Here is a 22,011-nt window from a genome sequence, read left to right on the forward strand (position 1 = left end):
TCACATCCTGGGGCTGAAGCCGGTCCCAAGGGTATGGCTGTTCGCCATTTAAAGTGGTACGCGAGCTGGGTTTAGAACGTCGTGAGACAGTTCGGTCCCTATCTGCCGTGGACGTTTGAGATTTGAGAGGGGCTGCTCCTAGTACGAGAGGACCGGAGTGGACGAACCTCTGGTGTTCCGGTTGTCACGCCAGTGGCATTGCCGGGTAGCTATGTTCGGGAAAGATAACCGCTGAAAGCATCTAAGCGGGAAACTTGCCTCAAGATGAGATCTCACTGGGACCTTGAGTCCCCTGAAGGGCCGTCGAAGACTACGACGTTGATAGGTTGGGTGTGTAAGCGCTGTGAGGCGTTGAGCTAACCAATACTAATTGCCCGTGAGGCTTGACCATATAACACCCAAGCAATTTGCGAACTCGGAAGAGGCCAGATTGCGGTGTGTGAAGACGCAAGAACCGAAAGTTCGAGATACTCACCAAACACCGAAGCTATCACCTACCCAATTTGCTGAAGCGAGGCCATCGTGGTCACGACTCGGTACCCGAATTTCTTGACGACCATAGAGCATTGGAACCACCTGATCCCATCCCGAACTCAGCAGTGAAACGATGCATCGCCGATGGTAGTGTGGGGTTTCCCCATGTGAGAGTAGGTCATCGTCAAGATTAAATTCCGAAACCCCTATCTGCGTATGCAGGTAGGGGTTTTGTTTTTCTGGCTCCTGTAGGAGCGAGCTTGCTCGCGATGGTCGTCAACGCTGACGCTAACTTGCTGATGCCCCGCGCCGTTCTGAAGCTCATCGTCGGAACGCCGCCCGGAGCAAGCTCGCTCCTACAGCAAGTCGCCTTCAATGCTAAAGTCGTCCCTCGAATTTGCATTTTCCAAGGAAGCCTTATGCCGGACGCGACGTCCCTCAGTGCTCCCTACTAGCCGCTTGGCAGCGCTTTTCGCTGTTTCAATCGGACCCGCTGGTCCAGTTTATTTCGACGTCTTGCTTGGGAATGCCAGGCTAGGTGCCCGGCTACGTTACGTGGATGGCAAGGAGACATCATGACAGTCAAGCGTATGGACAACATCGGCATCGTTGTAGAAGACCTCGACGCTGCCATTGAGTTCTTCACCGAACTTGGCCTCGAACTCGAGGGGCGCGCGCCAATCGAAGGAGACTGGGCAGATGGTGTCACTGGATTGCGCGACATGCGCGTCGAGATTGCCATGATGCGTACACCAGACGGTCACGGCCGTCTCGAGATGTCCCGATTCCTCGCCCCACCTGTGGTCGCCGATCACCGCAGCGCTCCGGTGAACGCTCTCGGTTACCTGCGCGTCATGTTCACCGTGGAGGACATCAACGACACGCTCGCCAGGCTCCACAAACGCGGCGCGGAGCTCGTCGGCAAAGTGGTCCGGTACGAAAATACGTATCGGCTCTGCTACATTCGGGGGCCCGAAGGAATTCTCATCGGGCTTGCCCAGGAGCTCGGGCAGCACGCTTCTCGATGAGCACCTGCAGCAGGTACAGAGCTGATAGGGGGGGCGTGGCTGGTTGCCGTTGAGGGCGTCTGATAATTTACTTCGCTAATTCAGATTTAAACATCGGCAATTGCTGATGGTAGGTATTTTTTGCCTGTTCCTATACTGGCCCCCCCCATTCAGAAGTTTAAGCACCACAACTGGTCACGCACGCAGCTATGCAGTTGAAGTGACTGCTGGCAGCTGGAAAAAATAATCTCGACTTGAGGGTTTTCCTGGGCAGCAATAAAAAAGAACGCTGTAAGTCAAATCTGAATAAGCTATCGGTGTCTGGCTTGTTCGGGTTTTGAATATCTGCATTTTGCTTAGTTGAATAATAAGAACGGCGTTCAAATCAACTCAAATGGTTTGACGCTACAACATCTTCTATAGCTATTAATCAGAGCCTGAAAAATGAACTTTTATGAAATCATCGGCTATGACCGTGACGGAACTGTTCGTGATCTGGATACTGCGTTAAACAAGGGAACTCTAACCACCAGGGATGTGACGTTTTCGGCGCTGGGCTTCAATGCGCCTGGCTGGATCGCAGCTTCTTCCATGTCGATTCTTTACTCAATATCGGGCCACCACGCTCCACTGGCCATTTTGATTGCGTACTTCTTTCCGATGTTGGTCATGGCATTCTGCATGATCTCACTCACTCGCCAGGCACCGTCGGCGGGTGGCGTCTTCACTTTCACGTCGCGTTTTCTGCACACCCGTGTAGGGACCATTCTCGGTTGGGCGTACTCGGTTGCCTGCATGGCAGTGATGGCAATGTGCGCAATTATCGGAACCGAATATATACAGGCGTTGTTCCCGGTGTTGGCGGGCCCGCTCAATGCAAAACTGATCGGGACGGGTATGGTTCTGATCTTCCTGGCCATTTCCTGCAACGGCGTCAATGCCACAGCCAAAGTAGCCAGCGTATTTCTGATTTTCGAGATCAGCGTGGTAGCCGGGCTCGGGTTGATGGGAATCATCAATCCTCAGGTTCCGGATTTGTCAGTGATTTCCATGTACACGCCGGAAGGGTCTGGTGGTTGGTCCGCGATCGGGCCGGGGGTGCTGTTCGGTGTCTGGATGCTCGCGAACTTCGATTCGGCGATCAACTATATCGAAGAGTCGCGTATTCCGGTTCGGACTGTACAGCGCTCCATGCTACTCGTTCTGACTTCGGCATTCGTCATTTACAGTCTTGCGGCGATTGGCTGGCAGTACGCGGTGCCTGTAGAGAAGTTGGCGGCAATTATCGAAGACGGCAACGGTGGGCCGATCGCCGCCGTGGCGAATGTCTACTTGCCCCCCGCCATGGCCTGGATCGCTCTATTCGTCGTGATCACTTCGGCATGTGCCGGCTTGCAAATTTCTTCGAGTGCAGCTGCGCGTACGCTCTATCGAATGAGTGAGGAAGGGCATCTGCCAACAGCGCTTCGCTCAGTCAATAAATCGAGATCGCCATGGCTGGCCAGCATTATCGTCTCGACCCTCGCCATTACACTGCTCTGGTGGAAGCCACTGGACAAGATCTCGTGGTACTACGATGTCGTGACCATCACGCTGGTGATGTCCTACATGGCCGCTATCGCAGCATTCATTGTCATGACCTTTCGCCGTCAACGTTTCGGTATGGCGTTGGCACTGTCGATCCCGGCTGCGCTGGCAATCCTTGTGCTGGGATACATCGGTTATACCGCCGGAGCCAATCCGGTTTCGCCCGAGGATCAATACACCGCCTGGTACCTCGGCGCGCTGACCATCCTTTCTGGCGCAATGATTCTGTTTTGGCAGTCGCGAATTTCCAGGCAAACCGTACTAACGCCAATGCAAGAGTCCTGATTGCGAAGTTAACGCGTGCGGTCAATGTTGCAGCCTGCGTTAACCGGAGATTGGCGCCTGCGTGTGGTGTTCATTTAAAACCATGGGTGAACTTATGAAGCGTGTTGTCGTAATTACGGGAGCGGGAAGGGGCATAGGGCTGGCAATTGCCAAGCGTTTTGCTGCAAGTGGCGATCATTTGGTACTCAACTACTTCGACGTCAAGGATCAACTCGACGCAGTGATACGTATTGCCCAAGACAACGGTGGCGATGGGATCACTGTTCAAGCGGATGTCAGTCATCCCGAGGCGGCAGCCGGAATCATCAGGGAAGCAGAGAACCGCTATGGGCGGGTCGATGTTCTTGTCAACAATGCCGGCAGGCTGGTTTCGGCGACCGTCGCGCAGACGACCTGGGCGCAGTGGGAACAGATGATCAGCACCAATCTCGGCGGGACCTGGGCCTGCATGCAGGCCGTGTTGCCGGGCATGCTGGCACGTGGTCAGGGGCGGATTATCAATATCAGTTCCGAGCTGGGGTTGATTGGCTTTCCGACCTACGCCGCGTACTGCGCCTCCAAGGGCGGGGTGATCGCGTTGACAAAAGCGGTTGCGAAGGAAGTTGCCCCACAAGGCGTATTGGTGAATTCGGTGGCACCGGGGCCGATCGAAACGGACATGCTGATCAACGACACCATTGAATACAACGACGAGACGCGCGCGACCATTCCATTGAAGCGCTTCGGAAAACCGGACGAGATTGCGGCCATGGTCGAAGCCCTGGCCGGACCTGCGGGAGATTATATGGTTGGACAAGTAGTCAGCCCCAATGGCGGGGCCGCGATCTAGTTGAGTGTCGTGCAATTAAACTTCACTGAGTCATGAATTTCCCAGTCAAATAAGTGGCTCTGATTTTTCTAATAACAAGAAGGATACAAAATGAGCGCTGTGATGATTACCGGTGGTTTGGGCTATGTTGGCAGGTACCTGACTAAAAAGCTCAGCGAACAGGGCGTTAAGGTGGTTAGTTACAATCGTGACTACTCAGAGGCCAGGTCGGAGTTCATGACCCCTGTACAGGGCGAGTTGTACGATATTCCCAGGATCGTCAGAACCATTCAGGACTTTGGGGTTGATCGTGTTATTCATACGGCCGCGATGTCACATCCTGACTTGTCCATAGATCTGCCGATTACGACAGTGGCAGCGAATATCGATGGCACCATTCATTTGCTTGAGGCAATGCGCCTGGCGGGCATTAAAAAGCTAGTGAATTTTTCTTCTGAAACGGTGTACGGGCATTTCGAAGGTGTGATCAATGAAAAAACACCGACTAATCCAACGACACCCTATGGTGTAACCAAAGTTGCCACCGAGCATTTTGGCCGAGTCTACAATGATCTTTATGGTATGGAAGTAATCTCGCTGCGGATTGCTGAAGTGTATGGCCCTGAAAATAAAATGCCGCAGGTTCTCAGGGACATACTTAAAACAGTTCATAAGGGTGAAACATTCAACTTACCTACCGGCGGCGATCATCGGTTCCATTATATTCATGTGGAAGACGTTGTGCGTGCTGTACTGATGGCGGCTGAAACCAGAGATACGAAGGGCGGCATATTTAATATTGCCGGTGACCGCTCCTGGACGCTGCATGAGGCCGTTGAACTGATCAGGAAAATAATTCCTGATGCCCGCATCGAAATCGGCGATGGCTATTGGCATCTCGATCGGCATGGGGAATGGGACCTGAGTGCTGCGCAGCGGGAGTTGGGGTATCGAGCGCAATGGTCGCTGGAAAAAGGACTGACGCATTATTCCAATTGGCTGCTCGATCACGAGTATTGATATCGGGATAGCTCACGGTTCCTGGTAAATCAATGATATTCAGCAGCCATTGGTGATTAAACATGATTGAAAACCCTATTGTCTGGCCAAACGGCGCACGCTGTGCCGTCTCCTTTACCTTTGATATGGATGCAGACAGCATTCTGCATGTGGCGCACCCCAAGGATTCAGCAACGCGAGTTGCCAGTATTTCAATGCTGCACTACGGACCGAAGGTGGCGATTCCAAGGATCCTGGAAACCTATCGACGTTTCGAGATTAAACAAACGTTCTTCATTCCGGCCTGGTGCATTGAGCAATACCCCGAGGCCATTGAAGCGATCGTCGAAAATGGACACGAAATTGCTCACCATGGCTATATACATGAACATCCAAACGAGCTGACTCGAGAAGAAGAAGCCTATTGGCTCGATCGTGGTTGCGACACCATCAAGCGCTTCACGGGCCAGGCACCGCGAGGCTGGCGGGCTCCCCTCTACAATATGTCGGAGCACTCGGCTGACTTGCTGATCGAGCGAGGCTTCAGTTATGACGCCTCATTGATGGGGGATGATGTTCCTTATCTGTTGCGCACAAATGCTGGAGAGCTGGTGGAGCTGCCCTCCAGCTGGGCGCTGGATGACTGGCCCCAGTACATGCACAGTATCGACCTTGATTTTCAGATGCCGATTCAGTCGCCGCAACGCGCCGTAGAGGTATTCAAGGCCGAGTTTGATGCAGCATGGGAATATGGCGGTCTTTTCATACCCGTCTGGCATCCCTTCCTTTCCGGCCGTTTGGCACGCTGGCATGAAGTTTCGAAGTTGATCGAATACATGATGCAAAAAGGCGATGTCTGGTTTGCACGTATGGATGAGATCGCGGCGCATGTTCAGCGTAGTGTCCGCACTGGGGTCTATACGCCACGGATTGACAGCCTGCCTTACTATCAGGGACCGGTTAAAGCGAACAAATAACCGTTCTGATGGTGAATGTATCGTGCGTATTGGGTTCTTGTAGTTATTGATGTTGGAGCCGCGACCCTCGATGGAGGGTCGCTACTCTGCCTGAATGATGCTTTTTTACTTCATTGGGCCTGGAGAGCGCGGATCAGCGCGACATTCGAGTCGTGTTTCCAGCTTAGCCGGCCTCAAACCGGACCCGCCAGAAGGGCGGGTCCGAAGGGGGATCAAAGCTTCGGCAGTTGCCCGATGCGGCCCATCATCTCGGTCACGATCTGCAAGTCCAGCAGGAACTGCTCGGTAGTCTTGAACTCGTTGTCGTTGTGGCCGGTGTATTTGACGTTCGGCATGGCCAGGCCGAATTGCACGCCGTTGGGCAGTTCATGTACGGACGTGGCGCCAGCGGAGGTGCCGAACTTGTGTTCCATGCCGAGGTTTTCACTGGCCACGGCGAGCAGGGCCTTGGTCCATTCACCCTCGGGGTTGCGGTACATCGGTTCGGCAATCGACAGGTCGAAGGCCGGTGCGATCCGGGTCTTCTTGCTCCAGGCGTCCAGCTTTGCGGCGATTTCGGACTTGAGCATTTCCGGCGACTTGCCCTTCGGCACGCGCAGGTTGACCGCGAGCTTGAAGGCGTTGTCATCCATCCCGACATAGGTCAGGGAAGTGGTCAGCGGGCCCATGAACTGATCGGCAAAACCGACCCCCAACTTGCCACCCAGGTAGTCCAGCCCCCAGTTGTCGGTGGCGTAGCGGGCAGCGTCAGTGATCTGGTTGTGCTTGAGCGCGACCTTGCCGTCGAGGCTATTGATGAAATCGAGCATCCTGGCCACCGGGTTGACGCCGGACTCCGGCTCGGAGGAGTGGGCGGAAACACCGGTGACGGTCAGCTTGACGTCCTTGCCGTCGACCCTGGCAGCCACCTCGAAATTGCCGCCGTTGCGCTTGGCATAATCAGTGCCGGCCTTTTGCAGGCTGGCGGCCAGTTCGGCGGGCTTGTCGGTCACCAGAGTCGCGACCGATGTCGACGGAATCTGGTTGGTGGCCAGGCCGCCGGTCATCGAGGTGATTTCCGCGCCTTGGCCTTCAGCGTTACGTTTGGCGAAGCTGGCCATGATCGTGCCATAGCCTTTCTCGGCGATCACCACCGGATAGCCGCCATCCAGTGCCAGGTTGTAGTTGGGCGTCGGGTTGCGTTCGAAGTAGTAGGGGATGGCATCGCCCGTGGTCTCTTCGGTGGTGTCGACCAGCAGCTTGAAATTTCTGGCCAGCGGCAGCTGCTCTTCCTTGATGATCTTCATGGCGTAGAGCGCCACCACGATGCCGTTCTTGTCATCCTCGGTGCCGCGGCCATACATGCGATCGCCGACCAGGGTGACCTTGAACGGATCGAGGCGGGTGCCGTCCTGCAGCACCCAGTTCTCCGGTGTTACCGGCACCACATCGGCATGGGCGTGAATGCCCACGACTTCATCGCCGGTGCCTTCAAGGGAGATCTCATAGACGCGGTTGTCGATGTTACGGAAGTTCAGGTTGAACGCCTGGGCAAGGCCCTTGATCTTCTCGGCTATCTTGAGGAATTCGGGATTGTCGTGCTGGGCAACGCCATCCACGCGCACGGTCGCAATGGCCACCAGCTCCTTCAAGGTGTCGGTGGCCGCGCTGCCGTATTTCACCCGTGCATAGAGGCCAAGCAGGCGATGGATTTCGTTTTGCTGCTCAGAAGTAAGCGTCTTGTTGTCGAGGAACGCACTGATGGCCGGGCCGAGGTTGTCGGTCTTGGCGAAATCGCTCTTGGCCAGACTTCCCAGGAATTGCCTGAAATCCTTGACCGACGCATCACTGAAGGTCTTGAGGATGATCGCGTTCTGTTGCGGGGTGATGTTGGCGTGGGCTGCGGTGGTGAACGACGAAAGGCTGGCGAGCATGAGGGTGGTCGCGGCCAGGTGCTTGAGTGAAAAATCCATTGCTGGGGGCATTCCTTTGCAGGCGGTTTGTAAGAAATATCTGATCGTTTGATCAGAAACATTTCAAAACTAACACCACGAGCGTGTGAAACGGGAGCCCCTGAAGTGGGATCTGTCGCACAGAAAGGCAAAAGCGGCGCAGAAACGAAAAACCGCTCTATCAATGTTTACATTCCGCCATCACCACGTGGCAGGTATCCGGTGTACCGCCGGATCGGCCGGCATAGCGTATGCAATTATCCAGGGATTTTTGCCGAGCCATGTCCAGAGTGTCGCCCCAGGCGAGGCCACCTTCGCCGACAGTGGGGAGTGCTTTTGCAAAGCAGACTGAGCCGGTGTTTGAGTCGGTGTTTGAGGCAGGATGTGGAGCCGTGGTGGCTTTGCTTGAACATCCGGCTAGCAGCGCCATGTTGACGGCGAGCAGGGAGAGCAGGAGCCATGGCGAGCATTGGCGTGCTGTATGTCCCGTCATCCCGGTTCCCCTGTATCAAGAGGCGTGTTCAAGGTCGTACCTATTCAGATTAGGCCCCTATCAGGACATCATCCACTTGCCCGCCGGCTTGTCTCGGAATTCACTGAGTAAGAGGCCCACTGTCTAGACGGACGGCAGCCTGATCTCTTCGTCCAGTGCGTGAGCGGCTGGAATTGGATCGAAGTACTCTCGGATAAACCTGAGCTTGCCGTTTTCAGCCTCCACGAACAAAACGTAGGTCTGCCTGTAGATTCGCCCCGTCGTCTTGATCCTCCCTTCGGCCTTTACTTGCGCGACGGCTTTTGAATGATCGGCAAAGGCATTGATCTGAAGGTCGTAAAAGCGAAAGTCTTGCACCGCTTCGATAAACCAGCCGACATGCCCCAACACCTGATCACGACCCGTCAATCGGGTCGGATGCCCGAGGCTCGGGGCGTAGGGAAGCTCCCAGACAATGTCGTCAGAAATAAGCGATTTCCATTTTTCAGGGTTGGCGACAAACGTGTCGAAGTGCGCCTGAAGCAGCGCTTGAGCGTGGTTCATCTTTCGCCTCCAAGGTTTGATGACCGGTGCACAGCGAATGCTGTTCACGGCTTGGTCGAAAGAATGTCCCATGGATCCCGGCTCGAATAGAACCCGATTAATTTCGATCTCCAGGTTCCAGAAAATCGACAAGTTCTTCCCTCAAGCGGCTGCCTCCTGCGCCGTGCTTTGTTGAACGAAACGGTCAATCAACCGCCGTGCGGCAGTTCCCGGTGGCAGATCCGTGCGGTGGATGACGTCGAAGGCATAGTGTTCCGGGATCAGAAATCATGCCTATTTCCTCGAACTTAATGGTCAAACTTATCCCGGTATTACTAAAAGCTTCATCAGTCTAGATTGCCTGTCCGGCTAGGTTTCAACCAGACCATCAGGGAGACTGAAATGAACGCCATAAAAAACTGGAAGGCAGCGCTCTGCGTTGCCCTGGTATGTGTCAGTGCACTGGTCAGCGGCGGGCAGTCCAGTCAAAACAAGCGAGATGTCGAACTCTGGTATGCCGCTTTCGACCAGAACGACCCCAGCCTTATTGACCACATCCTGAGCAAAGACTGGATAGACATCCCAGCCGGCGCGAATCAGGCCCCGGGCCCTGAGGGTGCCAAAGCAGTGCTGCACCATCTTCATAGCACCTTCTCGGATTTCAGCATCAAGATTGAGGAGGTGTTGCAGGACGGCGACAAAGTCATCGTGCGCTCGCGCATTTCCGGTATCCAAAGTGGTGTCTTTGTGGGGGTGACGCCCACCGGCCAACGAATCGACATCATGGCCACCGATATCCATGAATTCAAAAACGGGAAAATCGTTCGCACCTGGCACATGGAGGACTGGATGACCGGGTTGCATCAGCTCGGCGTGCTGAAAAAATGAAACGCCAGGCAGATAAGCGCAAAGCCCCGACAGGGTGAGCAAGGCTCCTAAAGAGTGGTGGATCGTGATCGGCGAAAGTTGAGTCGTCGAAAGCGACACCCGCATACGTTCAGGCGTATGCGCAGCGGCTGGAACGGTTCAGCTGCTCTCTTGCCAGGAGAAACGAGATGACTGATTTTATTGCTACCCCCAACGAGATCGCCGGGAAAGTCGTGATTGTCACGGGCGCCGCCAGCGGTATCGGCCGAGCCATCGCCGAGCTGTTTCATGCCCGTGGCGCCAAAGTCATTGCCGAAGACATCAACCCTGAAGTGAATGCACTTGAGCGCCCTGGATTGGTGCCCCTAGTCGCGGATATCACGGTCGATGGCTCGGCGGAACAAGCGGTTGCACTGGCCGTTCAACACTTCGGCAAGCTCGATGTGCTGGTCAACAACGCCGGACGGATCATCTACAAGCCTCTGGTCGAGATGACGCGCGAGGATTGGAGCTGGCAGATGGAGACAAATGTAACGGGTGCGTTTCTCCATTCCCGTGAAGCGGCGAAAGAAATGATGAAGCGAAAGTCAGGCGCAATCGTCAACATTGCGTCCTATGCCTCTTACTTTGCGTTCCCGGGAGTCGCGGCCTACACCGCATCGAAAGGGGCACTGGCGCAATTGACCCGGACCCAGGCGCTGGAAGCGATTGAGCACGGTATTCGGGTCAACGCGATTGGTGTGGGCGACGTGGTCACCAATCTGCTCAATCACTTCATGGAGGACGGCCCGGGCTTTCTGCAGGAGCACGGCAAGTCGGCACCGATCGGCCGTGCGGCTTCGCCCGCTGAAATCGCCGAGATCGTGGCATTCCTGGCGTCCGAGCGCGCCAGCTTTATTGTCGGCTCGGTCGTCATGGCCGATGGCGGCATGAGCATTCCCGTGGGCAGTTGATTGGCCGGTTGTACTTGCGGTACGGCGAGCGCCGTGCCGCGTTTTCATTTGCGGTAATGACTGGGCAGGACGCCGACCTCCCGTTTGAACGCCTGGGAAAAATGACTGGCGCTGCTGTATCCGACCTCCAGTCCGGCATCGATGATGCTCATGTCGGTTTCAATCAACAGTTGCCTGGCCCTGGTCATTCTCAGCCTGATGAAGTAACGGGAGGGTGAAAGCCCCGTGGCGCGTTTGAACAGACGGCTGAAGTGGTACTCGCTCATGCCGGCTGCGTCGGCCAGATCCCCCAGGCAAAACGTCTCACCCAGAGACTTCTCCATCGCATTCACCACACGCTTGAGTTTGAAGGCCGGCAGGGCATTGCGCTGAACGATGTTATCGGCTTGCGCATCAAGATAATCGCGTGCCAGGCGCACGGCGATGCACTGAGCGATGCCTTGCATCAGCAGTGGGCTGGCTTCTCCCCGGTTGCTCAGTTCAACTCTGAACTGTTCGAACAGTACCGACAGCGCTTCATCTCGACCACCGGATATTTCACGCAGGCAAATCGAACCGGTGACTGCCTTGCGGGTTTCCTGGATTGCACGTTCGAGCAGGGGCAGGCCGAGGTAAATGTGCATCACCACAAAGGGCTCCGCACTGGTCACTTGCCAGCGCATTTCGTAGGGCACGGCGCTGGTGGTGAGAAAAAAATCCCCCTTCGTCACTTCACTCGCCCGCCACGCTTCGCCAGCCTCCCGTTCCTCTACGGTGGCGCTCCCGGTAAGCACCCAGACAATCAGCGGCTCGGCCACGGCGGGAACGATAACGCTTTGCTCGATCCGCTCCCGGTTAAAGATCTGCACCAGCACATCGCTGGAAAAAACCTCGTCTGAGGCCGCCAGGCGCTGACCGCGAATGTGCGCTTCCAGGCCTGTTGCAGACGTTCGCTCAGCGGATTGCACGATTGAACTCCCATTCGGTGGAGTGAGTGACTTGTCTATTTAATCGAATCTAATGATCTAAATTAGTCGGCTATTAAGATGAGCTGATCAGGAGCAACATTTCCTCACCCGGGCGGTTCAAGTCGAATCGCACCCAACTGAAGGAAATACCCCATGACGACTTCTGCAAACATCGCTCATTCCGCCACCGCTGAACAGAGCCGTTCCGACGTGACCCAGGCTTCGGCCTCGTTGATCGGCCGCGTACTGCTCAGCGCAATCTTCATCCTTTCCGGTTTTTCCAAACTGGCCGCTCCGGCCATGATGGTCGGTTACATCGGCTCTGTCGGGCTTCCGTTTCCGCAACTGGCGCTGGCGCTGGCGATCATCGTTGAAATCGGTGGTGGCCTGGCGCTGATCGCGGGTTACCGCACCCGCACCGTCGCCGCTGTACTGGCTGTGTTCAGCGTGTTTACCGCCCTGGCGTTCCATAACGCACTGGGCGATCAGAACCAGTTCATCCACTTCTTCAAGAACATCGCGATGGCTGGTGGCTTGCTGCAGGTCGTGGCCTTCGGTGCCGGTCGCTTCAGCCTCGACGCTCGCCGTCGTTGATACCCCGCGCTGCGAAGGGCGGTCCCTCGCAGCGCAGTGTTTGTCTCCCTACTTTTTCAATGATCGAGGCCTCCATGAAAGCCCTACGCGTGTACGAATACGGCAGTCCTGAAGTTTTGCGTCTGGAAGATATTGCCGACCCGGTGGCCGGCGTCGGTGAAGTGCTGATCGATGTCGCTGGAGCTGGGGTGAACCCGATTGACTGGAAGATCCTCTCCGGAGCCATGAAGGCGTTCATCCCTTTGCCGCTGCCTTTTACCCCGGGTGTCGAAGTGGCCGGTACGGTGGTGGCAGTGGGGCAGGGCGTCACTGAGTTCAGCATTGGCGATGAAGTGTTTGGCTTCATCAACATCGTTGGTGGTTATGCGACCAAAGCAATCGCCCAGGTTTCAAAACTGGCGATCAAACCAAAATCGCTCAGTGCCTTGCAGGCCAGCGCTGTACCCGCATCGGCCCTGACGGCCTGGCAGGCCCTGACCGAACACGCGGGTGTGCAACGGCGGCAGAAGGTGTTGATCCACGCTGCGGCCGGTGGCGTGGGCAGCATGGCCGTGCAGATTGCCAAGTACCTGGGCGCGGAAGTCTACACAACGGCCTCGGCACACCATCATGCTTACCTGAAGGAAATCGGAGCGGATTACACCATCGACTATACGACCCAGGCATTCGAAGAGTTGGTGTCCGGCGTCGATGTGGTACTGGATCTGGTGGGCGGCGACACACAGACCCGTTCCTTTGCGGTACTGAAAAGAAACGGTGTGCTGGTATCGCCGGTGAGCCTGCCGAGCATGTCACTGGCAAACGACTACGGCGTGACCCCCGCCAACTTTGCCACCCGCTCGGATGGCCGGCAGCTCTCGCTCATTGCCGAACTGTTCGACAAGGGACACCTCACGGTCGACGTTGAGGCATACCCCTTGAGTGATGCGAAAGTGGCGATCGAGAAAAGCATGGGCCGTCACTTACGTGGCCGGCTTGTTCTCGATACAACGAAGTGAGTGGTAGCCAGTCATCCCCGACAGGATCAGGCAAGTTGTCAGAAGGATCTGACTAACTGGCTGTCGCCGTTATCCCTAATCTGGACTGGCAGCGAGACACCGCTCTCGCGTCACCAGGCACTCAAGTGAGGGGTTAGGGTCATGTCGAATATCTCGAAAAAAGTCGTTCTAATCACGGGCGCGAGCAGCGGAATAGGCGAGGCGACAGCGCGTCTTTTAGCCAGCAACGGCGCACATGTCGTGCTCGGGGCACGTCGCACGGAACGCCTCGAAATACTCTGTGGGGAGATCAACGCGAGCGGCGGAGTCGCGCACTTTCAGGCGTTGGATGTCACCCGTCGAGCCGACGTACAAGCGTTTGTCGATTTTGCATTAAAGCTGCATGGCCGGGTCGATGTGATGGTCAATAACGCCGGGGTGATGCCGCTGTCGAAACTCGATGTGTTGAAAGTTGCTGAATGGGACCAGATGATCGACGTCAATATTCGTGGCGTCTTGCACGGTATCGCGGCCGGTTTGCCTTTGATGCAACAACAGAAATCAGGCCAGTTCATCAATATTGCATCGATTGGTGCCTACACCGTCAGCCCGACGGCGGCGGTCTACTGCGCGACCAAGTTTGCAGTGCGCGCCATCTCGGAAGGATTGCGCCAGGAGGTCGGCGGGGACATTCGTGTCACCGTGATTTCGCCTGGCGTTACCGAGTCCGAACTGGCCGAGAGTATTTCCGACGAAGGCGGGCGGGCCGAGATGCGCGAGTTCCGCAAGATCGCCATCCCTGCAATGGCCGTCGCTCGCGCTATCGCTTATGCCATTGAACAGCCTGCCGATGTGGACGTCAGTGAACTGATTGTCCGCCCAACCGCCAGTGCATTCTGAACGGAGGACTTGAACATGACAGTCAAGAAATCCGCTGATCAGGAAAAGTACGTCGGTATGTGGGTCACGGCGGACGGGCTCATGCGCCACGAGCTTTTACCGGGTGGTCGATACGATGAAGCCCGGGGCAGGAAGGTGAGTGCCTACCAGGGCCGGTATTGGCTGGAAGGTGACCACATTGAGTACGTCGACGACACCGGCTTCACGGCTGATGGTGAGTTCCGCGACGGGATTTTGTATCACGCAGGCATGATTCTTTATCGCGAGATGTAGAAGCCTGATACCGCAGTGGCGGGTGCTCATTCGAGTTTGAGCGAGCACAACCGCCATCAATCATCGACTATTACGGCTGTTATTTTTGTACATGATCAACAACTCGCCGCACCTGACTCAACAGGTGATCGACATCCTCGGCGGTGGTTGCGAATGACGTGACAAAACGAACGACGTTCGGTCCCCAGCGATCATGGTAGAACCCGAACCCGGCCCGTAGCAGCGCTTCGATTATTGCCGAGTCCAGCCGACAGAACAGGATGTTCGCCTCAGTGCCGCCGAACACGTCAACGCCGTTCAGTCCGGCAAGCCCTTGCGCCAGGCGCTGGGCCGCAGCGTTGGCCTGGCGTGCATTGCGCAACCAGAGGTCGTCAGTCAGATACGCATCGATCTGCGCCGAAAGAAAACGCATCTTGGAGAAGAGATGGCCTGCGCGCTTGCGCCGGTAACTCATCTCGGTGGCGAGCGAGGTGTTGAACAGGACGATGGCTTCAGCCGCCAGCGCACCATTCTTCGTGGCACCAAACGACAGGGCATCCACGCCGGCCTTCCACGTCATCTCTGCGGGAGAGCAACCCAGCGACACCAAGGCGTTGGCAAACCGCGACCCATCCATATGGAAGCCAAGGGAAGCTGACTTGCAGACGTCGCCGATGGCTGCGATTTCGTCCAGGGTGTAAGTGCTGCCGACTTCGGTGGCCTGAGTGATGCTGACGCAGGCAGGTTGAGTCGTGTGCACGTCGCCGACTTTCTCGCGAGTCCGCTCGCGCAGTCGGGTGATGTCCAGCTTGGCCGATGGGCCATCTATGGTCATCAGCTTCGCGCCGTTGGAAAAGAACTCGGGCGCGCCACATTCATCGTTGTTGATGTGACTGGCCGGATGGCAATAGATATTCCCCCAGGGTGGCGTCATCGTGCTCAGGCACAGGCCATTGGCGGCGGTGCCGGTGGGCACGAGGAAGACCTCCACGTCGCGCTCGAAGATCTCGCAGAACTTGCGCTGGACCTGCGCCGTCAACTCGTCAGTGCCATAGGGGCTCGCCTGGCCCGTGCTGTGTTTGACGATGGCTTGCGCCACCTCCGGCGATGCGCCTGCGATGTTGTCACTTGAAAAACCCAGAGCGGGCGGTCTGTTTGCTTCACCGTTCATCATCCAGTTCTCGGCTGTGCGGGCGAAGGTGTTTCGCCCGGATTGGCGCATCCTATGGAGAGGGACGGTTGTCGCGCTTGTAAAAAATTGACGGTCTTCTGATCGCCGACGCCCTAGGTCCTGTAGCGGGAGGGCGCGACGCCAAATGCCTGTCGAAAGGCGCGATTGAAATGGCTTTGATCGTAAAAGCCGACAGCGTGGGCGACCTCGATGATCGGTTGCCCGCTACGCGACAACAGGCCACAGGCCCGTTCGAGACGCAGGCGAAGCAGCCACGCGTGGGGCGTCATGCCGACAGTCCGCTTGAACTGCTTGAGAAACGGGAAGCGGCCCAGCCCACACAATCCAGCGAGATCATCGAGGGTGATTCGCTCATCGATGTGGCTGAAACAATAGTCCCTGACGCGAGACCATTGCAGGGGGGATAGCGTGCCTGTAATCGTTTCGGGTTTGATCGCCCGGGACTGGCTCAACAGGTGTTCAAGGAGGGTGATCCATTGCGTCTGCACCGCGAGGCTGCCGGGTCCAACGGCCTGCTGCATCGCTTCGTGCAGCCCGCGCAGGTGGCCGACAAGGCGCGCGTTGTCCAGCAACACACTGGTCAACTCAAGCTCTCTCGGTCGACCGCTGATCTCCTCGGCCAGATTCGCAACCAGCGCCTGCGAAAGGCGAAATGTCTTGAGCGTATAAGTGCCGCCGCCCTCGGACACACCATCGTGGATTTCACCCGGCGGCATCAGGGCAATACTGCCCGGACCTAAAAGAAACGACTCGCCTTTCGATCGATGACGCTGGATGCCTTCGGTGACAAAGCCAATGTGGAAATCGAGGTGGTAATGGCGGTCGAAACCGACATTCGCAAAGCGTGCGGAACCCAGCACCAGGCCTGGTACTTCGGACACGTGATGGTACTTGGCATGCTCAGTCATGGAACCCGTACGACAATCGGCGAGGAGGGCAGGGAGATGCAAAGTTTAAGTCCACAAGGGGTGTAGATCCATGGGGTGTCAGCAATTGACCTGAGGTCGTGTCTATCGGGTCATTCCTCGTTTTGCTGGATGAGTGCAATCCAATTGTTCCGACTAGTCAACCAATTGGCCCAACTCTACTGTTTCAGGCATCGGGCCGTGAGGCCCGCCGATTACTCCACGCAGTCACCATTCACAGGAAAACGACCATGTCAGGCAGCAAAAAGCTCATCGCCGTTGTCGGCGCAACCGGTCATCAGGGCGGCGCCGTTGTGCGTGCACTGCAGGCGAGCGGTCAATTCAAGGTCCGTGCGTTGACGCGCAATCCGGCCGAGCACCCGCGGTTGGCTGACGAAGTGGTGTTGGCGGATCTGGATCGTCCGCAAACACTGAAAGCCGCGTTTGCTGGAGCGCACGGGGTTTTTCTGGTCACCAATTTCTGGGAAGCCGGCACAGGCGAGCACAAACAGGCGCTGGCAGCCGTTCAAGCAGCCAAAGCTGCGGGCGTTCAACACTTCATCTGGTCGACGCTGCCCAACGTGGAGGCAATCAGCCGCGGCAAGCTCGATGTCCCGCATTTCACCGACAAAGCAAAAGTCGATCGCATCGTGGCTGACGCTGGATTCGCACACCACACTTTCGTGATCGCACCGTTCTTCTATCAGAATCTGCTCGGTGCAATGGCTCCGAAGCAGCAAGCCGATGGAACCATTGGCTGGGCAATACCGCTCGATCCGCAGCAGCGCGTCATTCACATGGGTGACATCACTGAGCTTGGCCACGTCGTGACCGGGGCATTCGCGCAGCCTGAACTCGCCGGGAACGGCGAATATCTGCCAATGGTCGGCGACTTCCTGAGCTTCAACGAGGTGATCACCGAGCTGAATCGACTGGGGCACCATTTCTCGTTCAAACACGTCCCGCAAGAAATTTTTGCCGGCTGGTTCCCGGGTGCCCAGGAGATCGCGCAAATGCTCGCCTACTTTGAGGCCCACACTTATCTTGGTGCAGATTCACGCGAAGCCATCGCGCTGGCCAACAGAGTCGCCGGCCGACAGCCGACGAAGTTTGCCGCGTGGGCCCGGGCAAACTTCGAAATTCCAGCGTCCGCCTGACGCAATAATCGCCACTCGCTATCGATACATCTCCGGTGCTTCTGTAGTGTTCATTTTCTGGATCACCAACCCGATGAACGCCGACACGGCGAGTGGCAGCTGCCGGCGGGTCGGATACAGCACGTTCAGGCCATAGCCTTTGGGTTGGTATTGTGGCAGTACCGGGACAAGCGTCCCGGCCTCTACCTCAAGCCTGGCCATCACGGGCGGCAGCAGCGCGATGCCGAGCCCGGCCACGGCGGCCTTGCGCAGTGCCTGGGCGGTATTGCCGCTGAAGCGCCCGGCAACTTGCACTTCTTCCTCGCCATTGGGACCGACCAAGCGCCATGTGGTGTGGCCGCCTGGATGCGCGGAGATCACACAATCGTGGTTCGCCAGGTCCTGCAACGTGCGAGGTGAACCACGCGTCGCAATGTAGGAGGGACTGGCCACCATCCCGACGCTGCGCGGGTCAAGGATCTGCCGGCCGACATAGCCTGAGTCGCGCAAGGGCCCGCCGCGAAAGGCGACGTCGATCTGTTCTGCGATCAGGTCGGCCTTCGCATCACTGAGCACGAAGTCCAGCCGCACGCGTGGGTGCGCGGCCAGGAACTCGGCCACCCACGCCATCTGGAAAAAGTCGAAAAAGTCGGCAGGAGCCGCCACGCGCACTAGCCCGCTAGGTTCGTTACTGCCTGTCATCAACTCCTGTCCCGCTTCGAGCAAACCATCGACGGCTCCCACGCAACGCTCATGAAAGCCCTGGCCAGCACTGGTGAGCGTGAGTTTGCGAGTGGAGCGTTGCAGCAGCCGAGTGCCGAGTTGCGCTTCGAGCTGCTGGATGCGACGACTCACGGTATTGGGTGGCATGCCCAGCCGTCGTGCCGCCTCGGCAAAACTGCCGCTGCGTACTACCTGCACAAACATGGCGATGTCATTGAGGTCGATCATGGCGAGGCATTCCTGGCGTTGGTGGACGAGTGCAATCCAATTGTATCGACTAATCAAGTAATCGGTCCGGCCCTATTGTTCAGGCATTGGGCCGCGAGGCTCCCACTCTTCTGCGAGTAATCTTCATGACGCTGCTGCAACAACCTCTCTCCGGTATCGCCTCCGGCTCTACCCGCGCAATCAGCTACCGCACCACCGGTAGCGGGCATGGTGCGATTGTCCGGTTGATGAGTCCTTCCGATCTGGGCCACCTGATCAAGCCATTTGTTTTCCTTGACCTGTTTGAAGGTGAGAGCTCATTCATCAACGGCATGCCAATGCACCCGCACTCGGGCATCGCCACCGTCACGGTCATTACCGAGGGTAATTTGCGCTTCGAGGATGCTGATTCGGGTACGGGGATGATTGACTATGGCGCTGTCGAATGGATGCGTGCCGGGGGCGGAGTCTGGCACGGCAAGGAAATGTCGGTAGGCACATCGAAGCGGATTCAGGGTTTTCAACTGTGGGTTGCACTGCCGCCAGCCTTGGAAAACGCGAGTGTCGATAGCCAATACCTGGAGTCAAGCGTGATGCCTGAAGTGGGGCCGGCGCGGGTGATTCTTGGAGCGTACCAGGGTGTCCAAAGCCCGGTCCGCGCTCCCGCCGGAATGAACTATCTGCTGGTCACGCTACCCGCCGGGGAGTCCTGGACCTATGTTCCACCCAGTGGACACGCGTCATTGTGGTTGAGCGTCAGCCGCGGTTCCCTTTGCGCGCCAGGGGTGGTCATGGCGGGAGAAATGGTCATCTTCGAGCCAGGTAACGGTGCCGTCACGCTCAAGGCCATGCACAAAGATGCGGTCTTCGTGATCGGCTCAGCGCAACCTCATCCCTATGACCTTGCGCTGGGAAACTACTCGGTACATACCAACCCGCAAGCCTTGCGTGCGGGGGAGGCGAAAATTGCCGAGATTGGCGCGCGGCTGCGTGAGTACCTGAAAAAACCAAACGCGTCAGCCAGCGTGCCGGTTTTCAAGTAAACCAGGCGTCCGGTCGCTAAAGCCCACTGAACATACTGATGATCACGGCATTGACCAGGTCAATGAAAAAGCCACACACCAGCGGCACGATCAGAAAGGCCTGGTGGGCCGCACCGTATTTTTGCGTCACGGTTGTCATGTTGACGATGGCCGTCGCCGTGGAACCGAGGGCAATCCCGCCGAATCCGGAAGCAATCACGCTGGCTTCGTAATCGCGCCCCATGAATCGGAAGACCACAAAATACGTATAGACGACCGTCAGCAGAATTTGCAGGGTCAAGGCGCACAGAATGAACATCAATGCGCCGCTGAGCTGCCATAACTGAAGCCCCATCAGGGCCATGGTCAAAAACATGCCCAGACAGATATCGGAGATCAGCGACAGACCCAGGCTGGCGCCGCTCCAGGTTTTCAGCCGCCGATCACCGATCACGGCGAGAACGATGTGGTGAATGACGATGCCCGCGAACAGGCAGCTGACGAATTTGGGCAGGGTGATGCCCGCATCGACCAACAGCAGGTTGAGTCCGTAGCCGAGCATCAGGGTCAGATTGAGCCACATCCACGCCCAGAGCACGTCGTAGTAGTCCATTGGCTTGCTCGGTTGTTGCTCGAAAATACCGACTTCCAGCGCCGCATCCCCGGAAGGCGTCAGTCGATGACGACGTATCAGTCGGTTGGCGATCGGGCCGCCGATCACGCAAGCGGCAATCAGGCCGACGGTGTTGCTGGCCATGCCCAGTTCATGCGCGTTACTGATTCCCAACTTGTCGACGAAAAGCGGTGCCCAGGCCAGTGTGGTGCCCGCCCCACCCGTAAGGGAAACGGAGCCCACCATCAAACCCGCCTTGGGCGCGAGCCCAAATGCCTCGGCCACAGCCATGCCCAGCGCGTTCTGCAGAACGATGAACACAGCGGCGAGCACCAGCAGGATCAGCAACGGCAGTCCTCCCTTGAGCAGTTGGCGCATGTCCGATTTCAAGCCAATGGCGGCAAAGAAATACAGCAGCAGGGTGTCGCGAATTTGCAGATCAAATTCGATCTCGATATTGAGGCCGAAGTAAAACAGGGTCGTCACCGCCGCACAGACAAAGCCGCCAACCACCGATTCGGGAATACAGTATTGACGGAGCAAGGCGTTGCGCTGGACAAGGGTTTTGCCGAGGAAAAGCAGGAGGATGGCGAGGGTGAAACTCACGAGGCCGTGAATCGGGAAGAGCTGAGGAGTCATTCAAGGCCTACCTAAAAATATGAAAAATCATTATCAGGATTCGGTCGCTCAGTGTTTAGACCTGAGTCAATGAACGGTGGATTCAGCAAATGCAAGCCTGGCTCGTCCAGGCAGCTTCCCAATCACCAGATGTGTCTGTGCGCCAGGAGTGAGGACAGCCTAGCCTAAACTCCGGGGTGGCATAGGCTGCCTCACGTTCCCGATGGCAAATCAAACGGTTGAATTTAGCGCTTGATCAGAGAAATCTTCGTTCCCTCGATACTGACCCCCGCCATCAACCCTTGCTGGTCGAAGATGAACGCGTAGGCATCGTCTTTCAGTGTCGAGCTGGACAGGTTCTTCGCAACCCCTGCATCCACTAGCACAACCGTTGGCCCTACACCGATTTCCCAGCCCTTGGTGTCGGTTATATATTTCACGGCTTTATCGGTCATCAGGAAAACCACGTAGCCATACGACTGGGCGCCGGCCTGCAGCCCCCAAGAGCCGGTGACGGAGTTGTAGTAATTCTCGACTTTGGAGCCTTTCATCAGTACGCCTTCGCCATAGCTGCCGCCGAACACAAGACCCGCCTTGATGATGTTCGGGAAAACAAGCGCTGCTTTGGCTTGGTGTGAGATGGTTTCGGAAAAAGGATTGGTCTTGTAGAGCGTTTGCAACGCTTGTCGAGAGTCGGCATTCAGATCCTCGGCGGTGGCCGCTCCTGCATTGTTCAGGAAACCAACCGATGCCAATGATGCCGTAGCGAGGAAGATCGACAGGAAGAACCGCATTGATTGAGTCATTTGCGTACTCCGCTGAGGGAGCATTGGAAGAGAACAGCGGCAAGCGCCTGCGCCAGGCAGGAACCGAACCCGCTGAGGTTGTCCGGCGCACCCTGAAGTGTGTGATTTTCAGGCATCGCTCTTGAATGAAGTTGGTTTGCGGCCGTGGTCTGCGGCCTTGGCCCGGGACTACTGATCATTTGCGATGCCATCGACTGTTATGACAACTGCGTAATG

At 56.8% G+C, this 22,011-nt stretch carries 22 protein-coding genes, 2 rRNA genes and 1 pseudogene (1 of these 25 running past the window's edge); 15 read left to right on the top strand and 10 right to left on the bottom strand.

Going from position 1 to position 22,011, the window contains the following annotated elements:
- From ACEN8Z_RS15065 to ACEN8Z_RS15095, 7 genes are all read left to right on the top strand, one after another.
- Window positions 1-391: ribosomal RNA gene (locus tag ACEN8Z_RS15065) — 23S ribosomal RNA — on the top strand; it begins 2,502 nt to the left of the window's first position.
- Between the two features lie 157 nt (window positions 392-548).
- Window positions 549-664 (top strand): 5S ribosomal RNA (gene rrf / locus ACEN8Z_RS15070).
- A 385-nt stretch (window positions 665-1,049) separates the two neighbouring features.
- The gene (locus tag ACEN8Z_RS15075; RefSeq protein ID WP_495594696.1) at window positions 1,050-1,502 is read left to right on the top strand and encodes a VOC family protein; all 453 of its coding nucleotides are present in this window, start codon (window positions 1,050-1,052) and stop codon (window positions 1,500-1,502) included.
- 423 nt (window positions 1,503-1,925) lie between these two features.
- Complete coding sequence (locus ACEN8Z_RS15080; RefSeq protein ID WP_008000543.1) at window positions 1,926-3,353, top strand: APC family permease; 1,428 nt, start codon at window positions 1,926-1,928, stop codon at window positions 3,351-3,353.
- A 94-nt stretch (window positions 3,354-3,447) separates the two neighbouring features.
- Window positions 3,448-4,182 carry an SDR family NAD(P)-dependent oxidoreductase gene (locus ACEN8Z_RS15085; protein WP_495594697.1) on the top strand — a complete coding sequence of 245 codons (735 nt, stop codon included), beginning with the start codon at window positions 3,448-3,450 and terminating at the stop codon, window positions 4,180-4,182.
- 90 nt (window positions 4,183-4,272) lie between these two features.
- Window positions 4,273-5,181, top strand: a complete 909-nt coding sequence (locus tag ACEN8Z_RS15090; protein ID WP_495594698.1) for an NAD-dependent epimerase/dehydratase family protein — start codon at window positions 4,273-4,275, stop codon at window positions 5,179-5,181.
- 62 nt (window positions 5,182-5,243) lie between these two features.
- Window positions 5,244-6,137: a polysaccharide deacetylase family protein gene (locus tag ACEN8Z_RS15095; RefSeq protein ID WP_008000549.1), complete on the top strand. Its 894-nt coding sequence runs from the start codon at window positions 5,244-5,246 to the stop codon at window positions 6,135-6,137.
- Window positions 6,138-6,349: 212 nt separating this feature from the next.
- Here the strand turns inward: ACEN8Z_RS15095 and ACEN8Z_RS15100 are convergent, their stop codons facing one another.
- From ACEN8Z_RS15100 to ACEN8Z_RS15115, 4 genes and pseudogenes are all read right to left on the bottom strand, one after another.
- Entirely contained in the window at window positions 6,350-8,089 is a 1,740-nt protein-coding gene (locus ACEN8Z_RS15100; protein WP_495594699.1) for a dipeptidase, read from the bottom strand.
- Between the two features lie 160 nt (window positions 8,090-8,249).
- Window positions 8,250-8,561: a hypothetical protein gene (locus tag ACEN8Z_RS15105; protein ID WP_495594700.1), complete on the bottom strand. Its 312-nt coding sequence runs from the start codon at window positions 8,559-8,561 to the stop codon at window positions 8,250-8,252.
- 123 nt (window positions 8,562-8,684) lie between these two features.
- The gene (locus tag ACEN8Z_RS15110) at window positions 8,685-9,104 is read right to left on the bottom strand and encodes a nuclear transport factor 2 family protein (protein WP_495594701.1); all 420 of its coding nucleotides are present in this window, start codon (window positions 9,102-9,104) and stop codon (window positions 8,685-8,687) included.
- Window positions 9,105-9,245: 141 nt separating this feature from the next.
- Window positions 9,246-9,353, bottom strand: a pseudogene (locus ACEN8Z_RS15115) (LysR family transcriptional regulator); the annotation flags it as partial.
- A gap of 132 nt (window positions 9,354-9,485) precedes the next feature.
- Between ACEN8Z_RS15115 and ACEN8Z_RS15120 the strand changes: the two are divergent.
- Together ACEN8Z_RS15120 and ACEN8Z_RS15125 are read left to right on the top strand one after the other, a co-directional pair.
- Window positions 9,486-9,971: an ester cyclase gene (locus ACEN8Z_RS15120; protein ID WP_495594702.1), complete on the top strand. Its 486-nt coding sequence runs from the start codon at window positions 9,486-9,488 to the stop codon at window positions 9,969-9,971.
- Window positions 9,972-10,138: 167 nt separating this feature from the next.
- The gene (locus tag ACEN8Z_RS15125) at window positions 10,139-10,903 is read left to right on the top strand and encodes an SDR family NAD(P)-dependent oxidoreductase (RefSeq protein ID WP_495594703.1); all 765 of its coding nucleotides are present in this window, start codon (window positions 10,139-10,141) and stop codon (window positions 10,901-10,903) included.
- A 44-nt stretch (window positions 10,904-10,947) separates the two neighbouring features.
- Here the strand turns inward: ACEN8Z_RS15125 and ACEN8Z_RS15130 are convergent, their stop codons facing one another.
- Window positions 10,948-11,850 carry a helix-turn-helix domain-containing protein gene (locus ACEN8Z_RS15130; protein ID WP_495594704.1) on the bottom strand — a complete coding sequence of 301 codons (903 nt, stop codon included), beginning with the start codon at window positions 11,848-11,850 and terminating at the stop codon, window positions 10,948-10,950.
- A 153-nt stretch (window positions 11,851-12,003) separates the two neighbouring features.
- Here ACEN8Z_RS15130 and ACEN8Z_RS15135 point away from each other — a divergent pair, with 153 nt between their 5' ends.
- The 4 genes from ACEN8Z_RS15135 to ACEN8Z_RS15150 all read left to right on the top strand — a co-directional run bounded on the left by ACEN8Z_RS15135 (window position 12,004) and on the right by ACEN8Z_RS15150 (window position 14,594).
- Window positions 12,004-12,444, top strand: coding sequence for a DoxX family protein (locus ACEN8Z_RS15135; RefSeq protein WP_495594705.1), 441 nt, complete (start codon window positions 12,004-12,006; stop codon window positions 12,442-12,444).
- A gap of 74 nt (window positions 12,445-12,518) precedes the next feature.
- Window positions 12,519-13,442 carry an NADP-dependent oxidoreductase gene (locus tag ACEN8Z_RS15140; RefSeq protein ID WP_495594706.1) on the top strand — a complete coding sequence of 308 codons (924 nt, stop codon included), beginning with the start codon at window positions 12,519-12,521 and terminating at the stop codon, window positions 13,440-13,442.
- Between the two features lie 141 nt (window positions 13,443-13,583).
- On the top strand, window positions 13,584-14,321 hold the full coding sequence (locus ACEN8Z_RS15145; RefSeq protein WP_495594707.1) for an SDR family oxidoreductase: 738 nt from the start codon (window positions 13,584-13,586) through the stop codon (window positions 14,319-14,321).
- Between the two features lie 15 nt (window positions 14,322-14,336).
- On the top strand, window positions 14,337-14,594 hold the full coding sequence (locus ACEN8Z_RS15150) for an Atu4866 domain-containing protein (RefSeq protein WP_495594708.1): 258 nt from the start codon (window positions 14,337-14,339) through the stop codon (window positions 14,592-14,594).
- Between the two features lie 79 nt (window positions 14,595-14,673).
- Here the strand turns inward: ACEN8Z_RS15150 and ACEN8Z_RS15155 are convergent, their stop codons facing one another.
- Both ACEN8Z_RS15155 and ACEN8Z_RS15160 read right to left on the bottom strand, forming a co-directional pair.
- Window positions 14,674-15,747: a threonine aldolase family protein gene (locus tag ACEN8Z_RS15155; RefSeq protein WP_495594709.1), complete on the bottom strand. Its 1,074-nt coding sequence runs from the start codon at window positions 15,745-15,747 to the stop codon at window positions 14,674-14,676.
- 110 nt (window positions 15,748-15,857) lie between these two features.
- Window positions 15,858-16,646, bottom strand: a complete 789-nt coding sequence (locus tag ACEN8Z_RS15160) for an AraC family transcriptional regulator (RefSeq protein WP_495594710.1) — start codon at window positions 16,644-16,646, stop codon at window positions 15,858-15,860.
- Between the two features lie 275 nt (window positions 16,647-16,921).
- On the opposite strand from ACEN8Z_RS15160, the gene ACEN8Z_RS15165 reads away from it, so the two are divergent.
- Entirely contained in the window at window positions 16,922-17,827 is a 906-nt protein-coding gene (locus ACEN8Z_RS15165; RefSeq protein WP_495594711.1) for an NmrA/HSCARG family protein, read from the top strand.
- 18 nt (window positions 17,828-17,845) lie between these two features.
- Here the strand turns inward: ACEN8Z_RS15165 and ACEN8Z_RS15170 are convergent, their stop codons facing one another.
- Window positions 17,846-18,757, bottom strand: a complete 912-nt coding sequence (locus ACEN8Z_RS15170) for a LysR family transcriptional regulator (RefSeq protein WP_495594712.1) — start codon at window positions 18,755-18,757, stop codon at window positions 17,846-17,848.
- 125 nt (window positions 18,758-18,882) lie between these two features.
- Here ACEN8Z_RS15170 and ACEN8Z_RS15175 point away from each other — a divergent pair, with 125 nt between their 5' ends.
- Window positions 18,883-19,779: a pirin family protein gene (locus ACEN8Z_RS15175; protein WP_495594713.1), complete on the top strand. Its 897-nt coding sequence runs from the start codon at window positions 18,883-18,885 to the stop codon at window positions 19,777-19,779.
- 16 nt (window positions 19,780-19,795) lie between these two features.
- Here ACEN8Z_RS15175 and gltS read toward each other — a convergent pair whose 3' ends face one another.
- Both gltS and ACEN8Z_RS15185 read right to left on the bottom strand, forming a co-directional pair.
- Window positions 19,796-21,010: a sodium/glutamate symporter gene (gene gltS, locus ACEN8Z_RS15180; RefSeq protein WP_495594714.1), complete on the bottom strand. Its 1,215-nt coding sequence runs from the start codon at window positions 21,008-21,010 to the stop codon at window positions 19,796-19,798.
- 224 nt (window positions 21,011-21,234) lie between these two features.
- On the bottom strand, window positions 21,235-21,795 hold the full coding sequence (locus tag ACEN8Z_RS15185; protein WP_495594715.1) for a lipid-binding SYLF domain-containing protein: 561 nt from the start codon (window positions 21,793-21,795) through the stop codon (window positions 21,235-21,237).
- Window positions 21,796-22,011: the final 216 nt, after the last annotated feature.

The sequence above is a fragment of the Pseudomonas sp. Pseusp10 genome (assembly GCF_059492225.1).

Excerpts from the sequence above, each read along its gene's own strand:
- ACEN8Z_RS15075 (WP_495594696.1), top strand. The coding sequence starts at position 1,050 with ATGACAGTCAAGCGTATGGACAACATCGGCATCGTTGTAGAAGACCTC.
- ACEN8Z_RS15080 (WP_008000543.1), top strand. The coding sequence starts at position 1,926 with ATGAACTTTTATGAAATCATCGGCTATGACCGTGACGGAACTGTTCGT.
- ACEN8Z_RS15085 (WP_495594697.1), top strand. The coding sequence starts at position 3,448 with ATGAAGCGTGTTGTCGTAATTACGGGAGCGGGAAGGGGCATAGGGCTG.
- ACEN8Z_RS15090 (WP_495594698.1), top strand. The coding sequence starts at position 4,273 with ATGAGCGCTGTGATGATTACCGGTGGTTTGGGCTATGTTGGCAGGTAC.
- ACEN8Z_RS15095 (WP_008000549.1), top strand. The coding sequence starts at position 5,244 with ATGATTGAAAACCCTATTGTCTGGCCAAACGGCGCACGCTGTGCCGTC.
- ACEN8Z_RS15100 (WP_495594699.1), bottom strand. The coding sequence starts at position 8,089 with ATGGATTTTTCACTCAAGCACCTGGCCGCGACCACCCTCATGCTCGCC.
- ACEN8Z_RS15105 (WP_495594700.1), bottom strand. The coding sequence starts at position 8,561 with ATGACGGGACATACAGCACGCCAATGCTCGCCATGGCTCCTGCTCTCC.
- ACEN8Z_RS15110 (WP_495594701.1), bottom strand. The coding sequence starts at position 9,104 with ATGAACCACGCTCAAGCGCTGCTTCAGGCGCACTTCGACACGTTTGTC.
- ACEN8Z_RS15120 (WP_495594702.1), top strand. The coding sequence starts at position 9,486 with ATGAACGCCATAAAAAACTGGAAGGCAGCGCTCTGCGTTGCCCTGGTA.
- ACEN8Z_RS15125 (WP_495594703.1), top strand. The coding sequence starts at position 10,139 with ATGACTGATTTTATTGCTACCCCCAACGAGATCGCCGGGAAAGTCGTG.
- ACEN8Z_RS15135 (WP_495594705.1), top strand. The coding sequence starts at position 12,004 with ATGACGACTTCTGCAAACATCGCTCATTCCGCCACCGCTGAACAGAGC.
- ACEN8Z_RS15140 (WP_495594706.1), top strand. The coding sequence starts at position 12,519 with ATGAAAGCCCTACGCGTGTACGAATACGGCAGTCCTGAAGTTTTGCGT.
- ACEN8Z_RS15145 (WP_495594707.1), top strand. The coding sequence starts at position 13,584 with ATGTCGAATATCTCGAAAAAAGTCGTTCTAATCACGGGCGCGAGCAGC.
- ACEN8Z_RS15150 (WP_495594708.1), top strand. The coding sequence starts at position 14,337 with ATGACAGTCAAGAAATCCGCTGATCAGGAAAAGTACGTCGGTATGTGG.
- ACEN8Z_RS15155 (WP_495594709.1), bottom strand. The coding sequence starts at position 15,747 with ATGATGAACGGTGAAGCAAACAGACCGCCCGCTCTGGGTTTTTCAAGT.
- ACEN8Z_RS15165 (WP_495594711.1), top strand. The coding sequence starts at position 16,922 with ATGTCAGGCAGCAAAAAGCTCATCGCCGTTGTCGGCGCAACCGGTCAT.
- ACEN8Z_RS15170 (WP_495594712.1), bottom strand. The coding sequence starts at position 18,757 with ATGATCGACCTCAATGACATCGCCATGTTTGTGCAGGTAGTACGCAGC.
- ACEN8Z_RS15175 (WP_495594713.1), top strand. The coding sequence starts at position 18,883 with ATGACGCTGCTGCAACAACCTCTCTCCGGTATCGCCTCCGGCTCTACC.
- gltS (WP_495594714.1), bottom strand. The coding sequence starts at position 21,010 with ATGACTCCTCAGCTCTTCCCGATTCACGGCCTCGTGAGTTTCACCCTC.
- ACEN8Z_RS15185 (WP_495594715.1), bottom strand. The coding sequence starts at position 21,795 with ATGACTCAATCAATGCGGTTCTTCCTGTCGATCTTCCTCGCTACGGCA.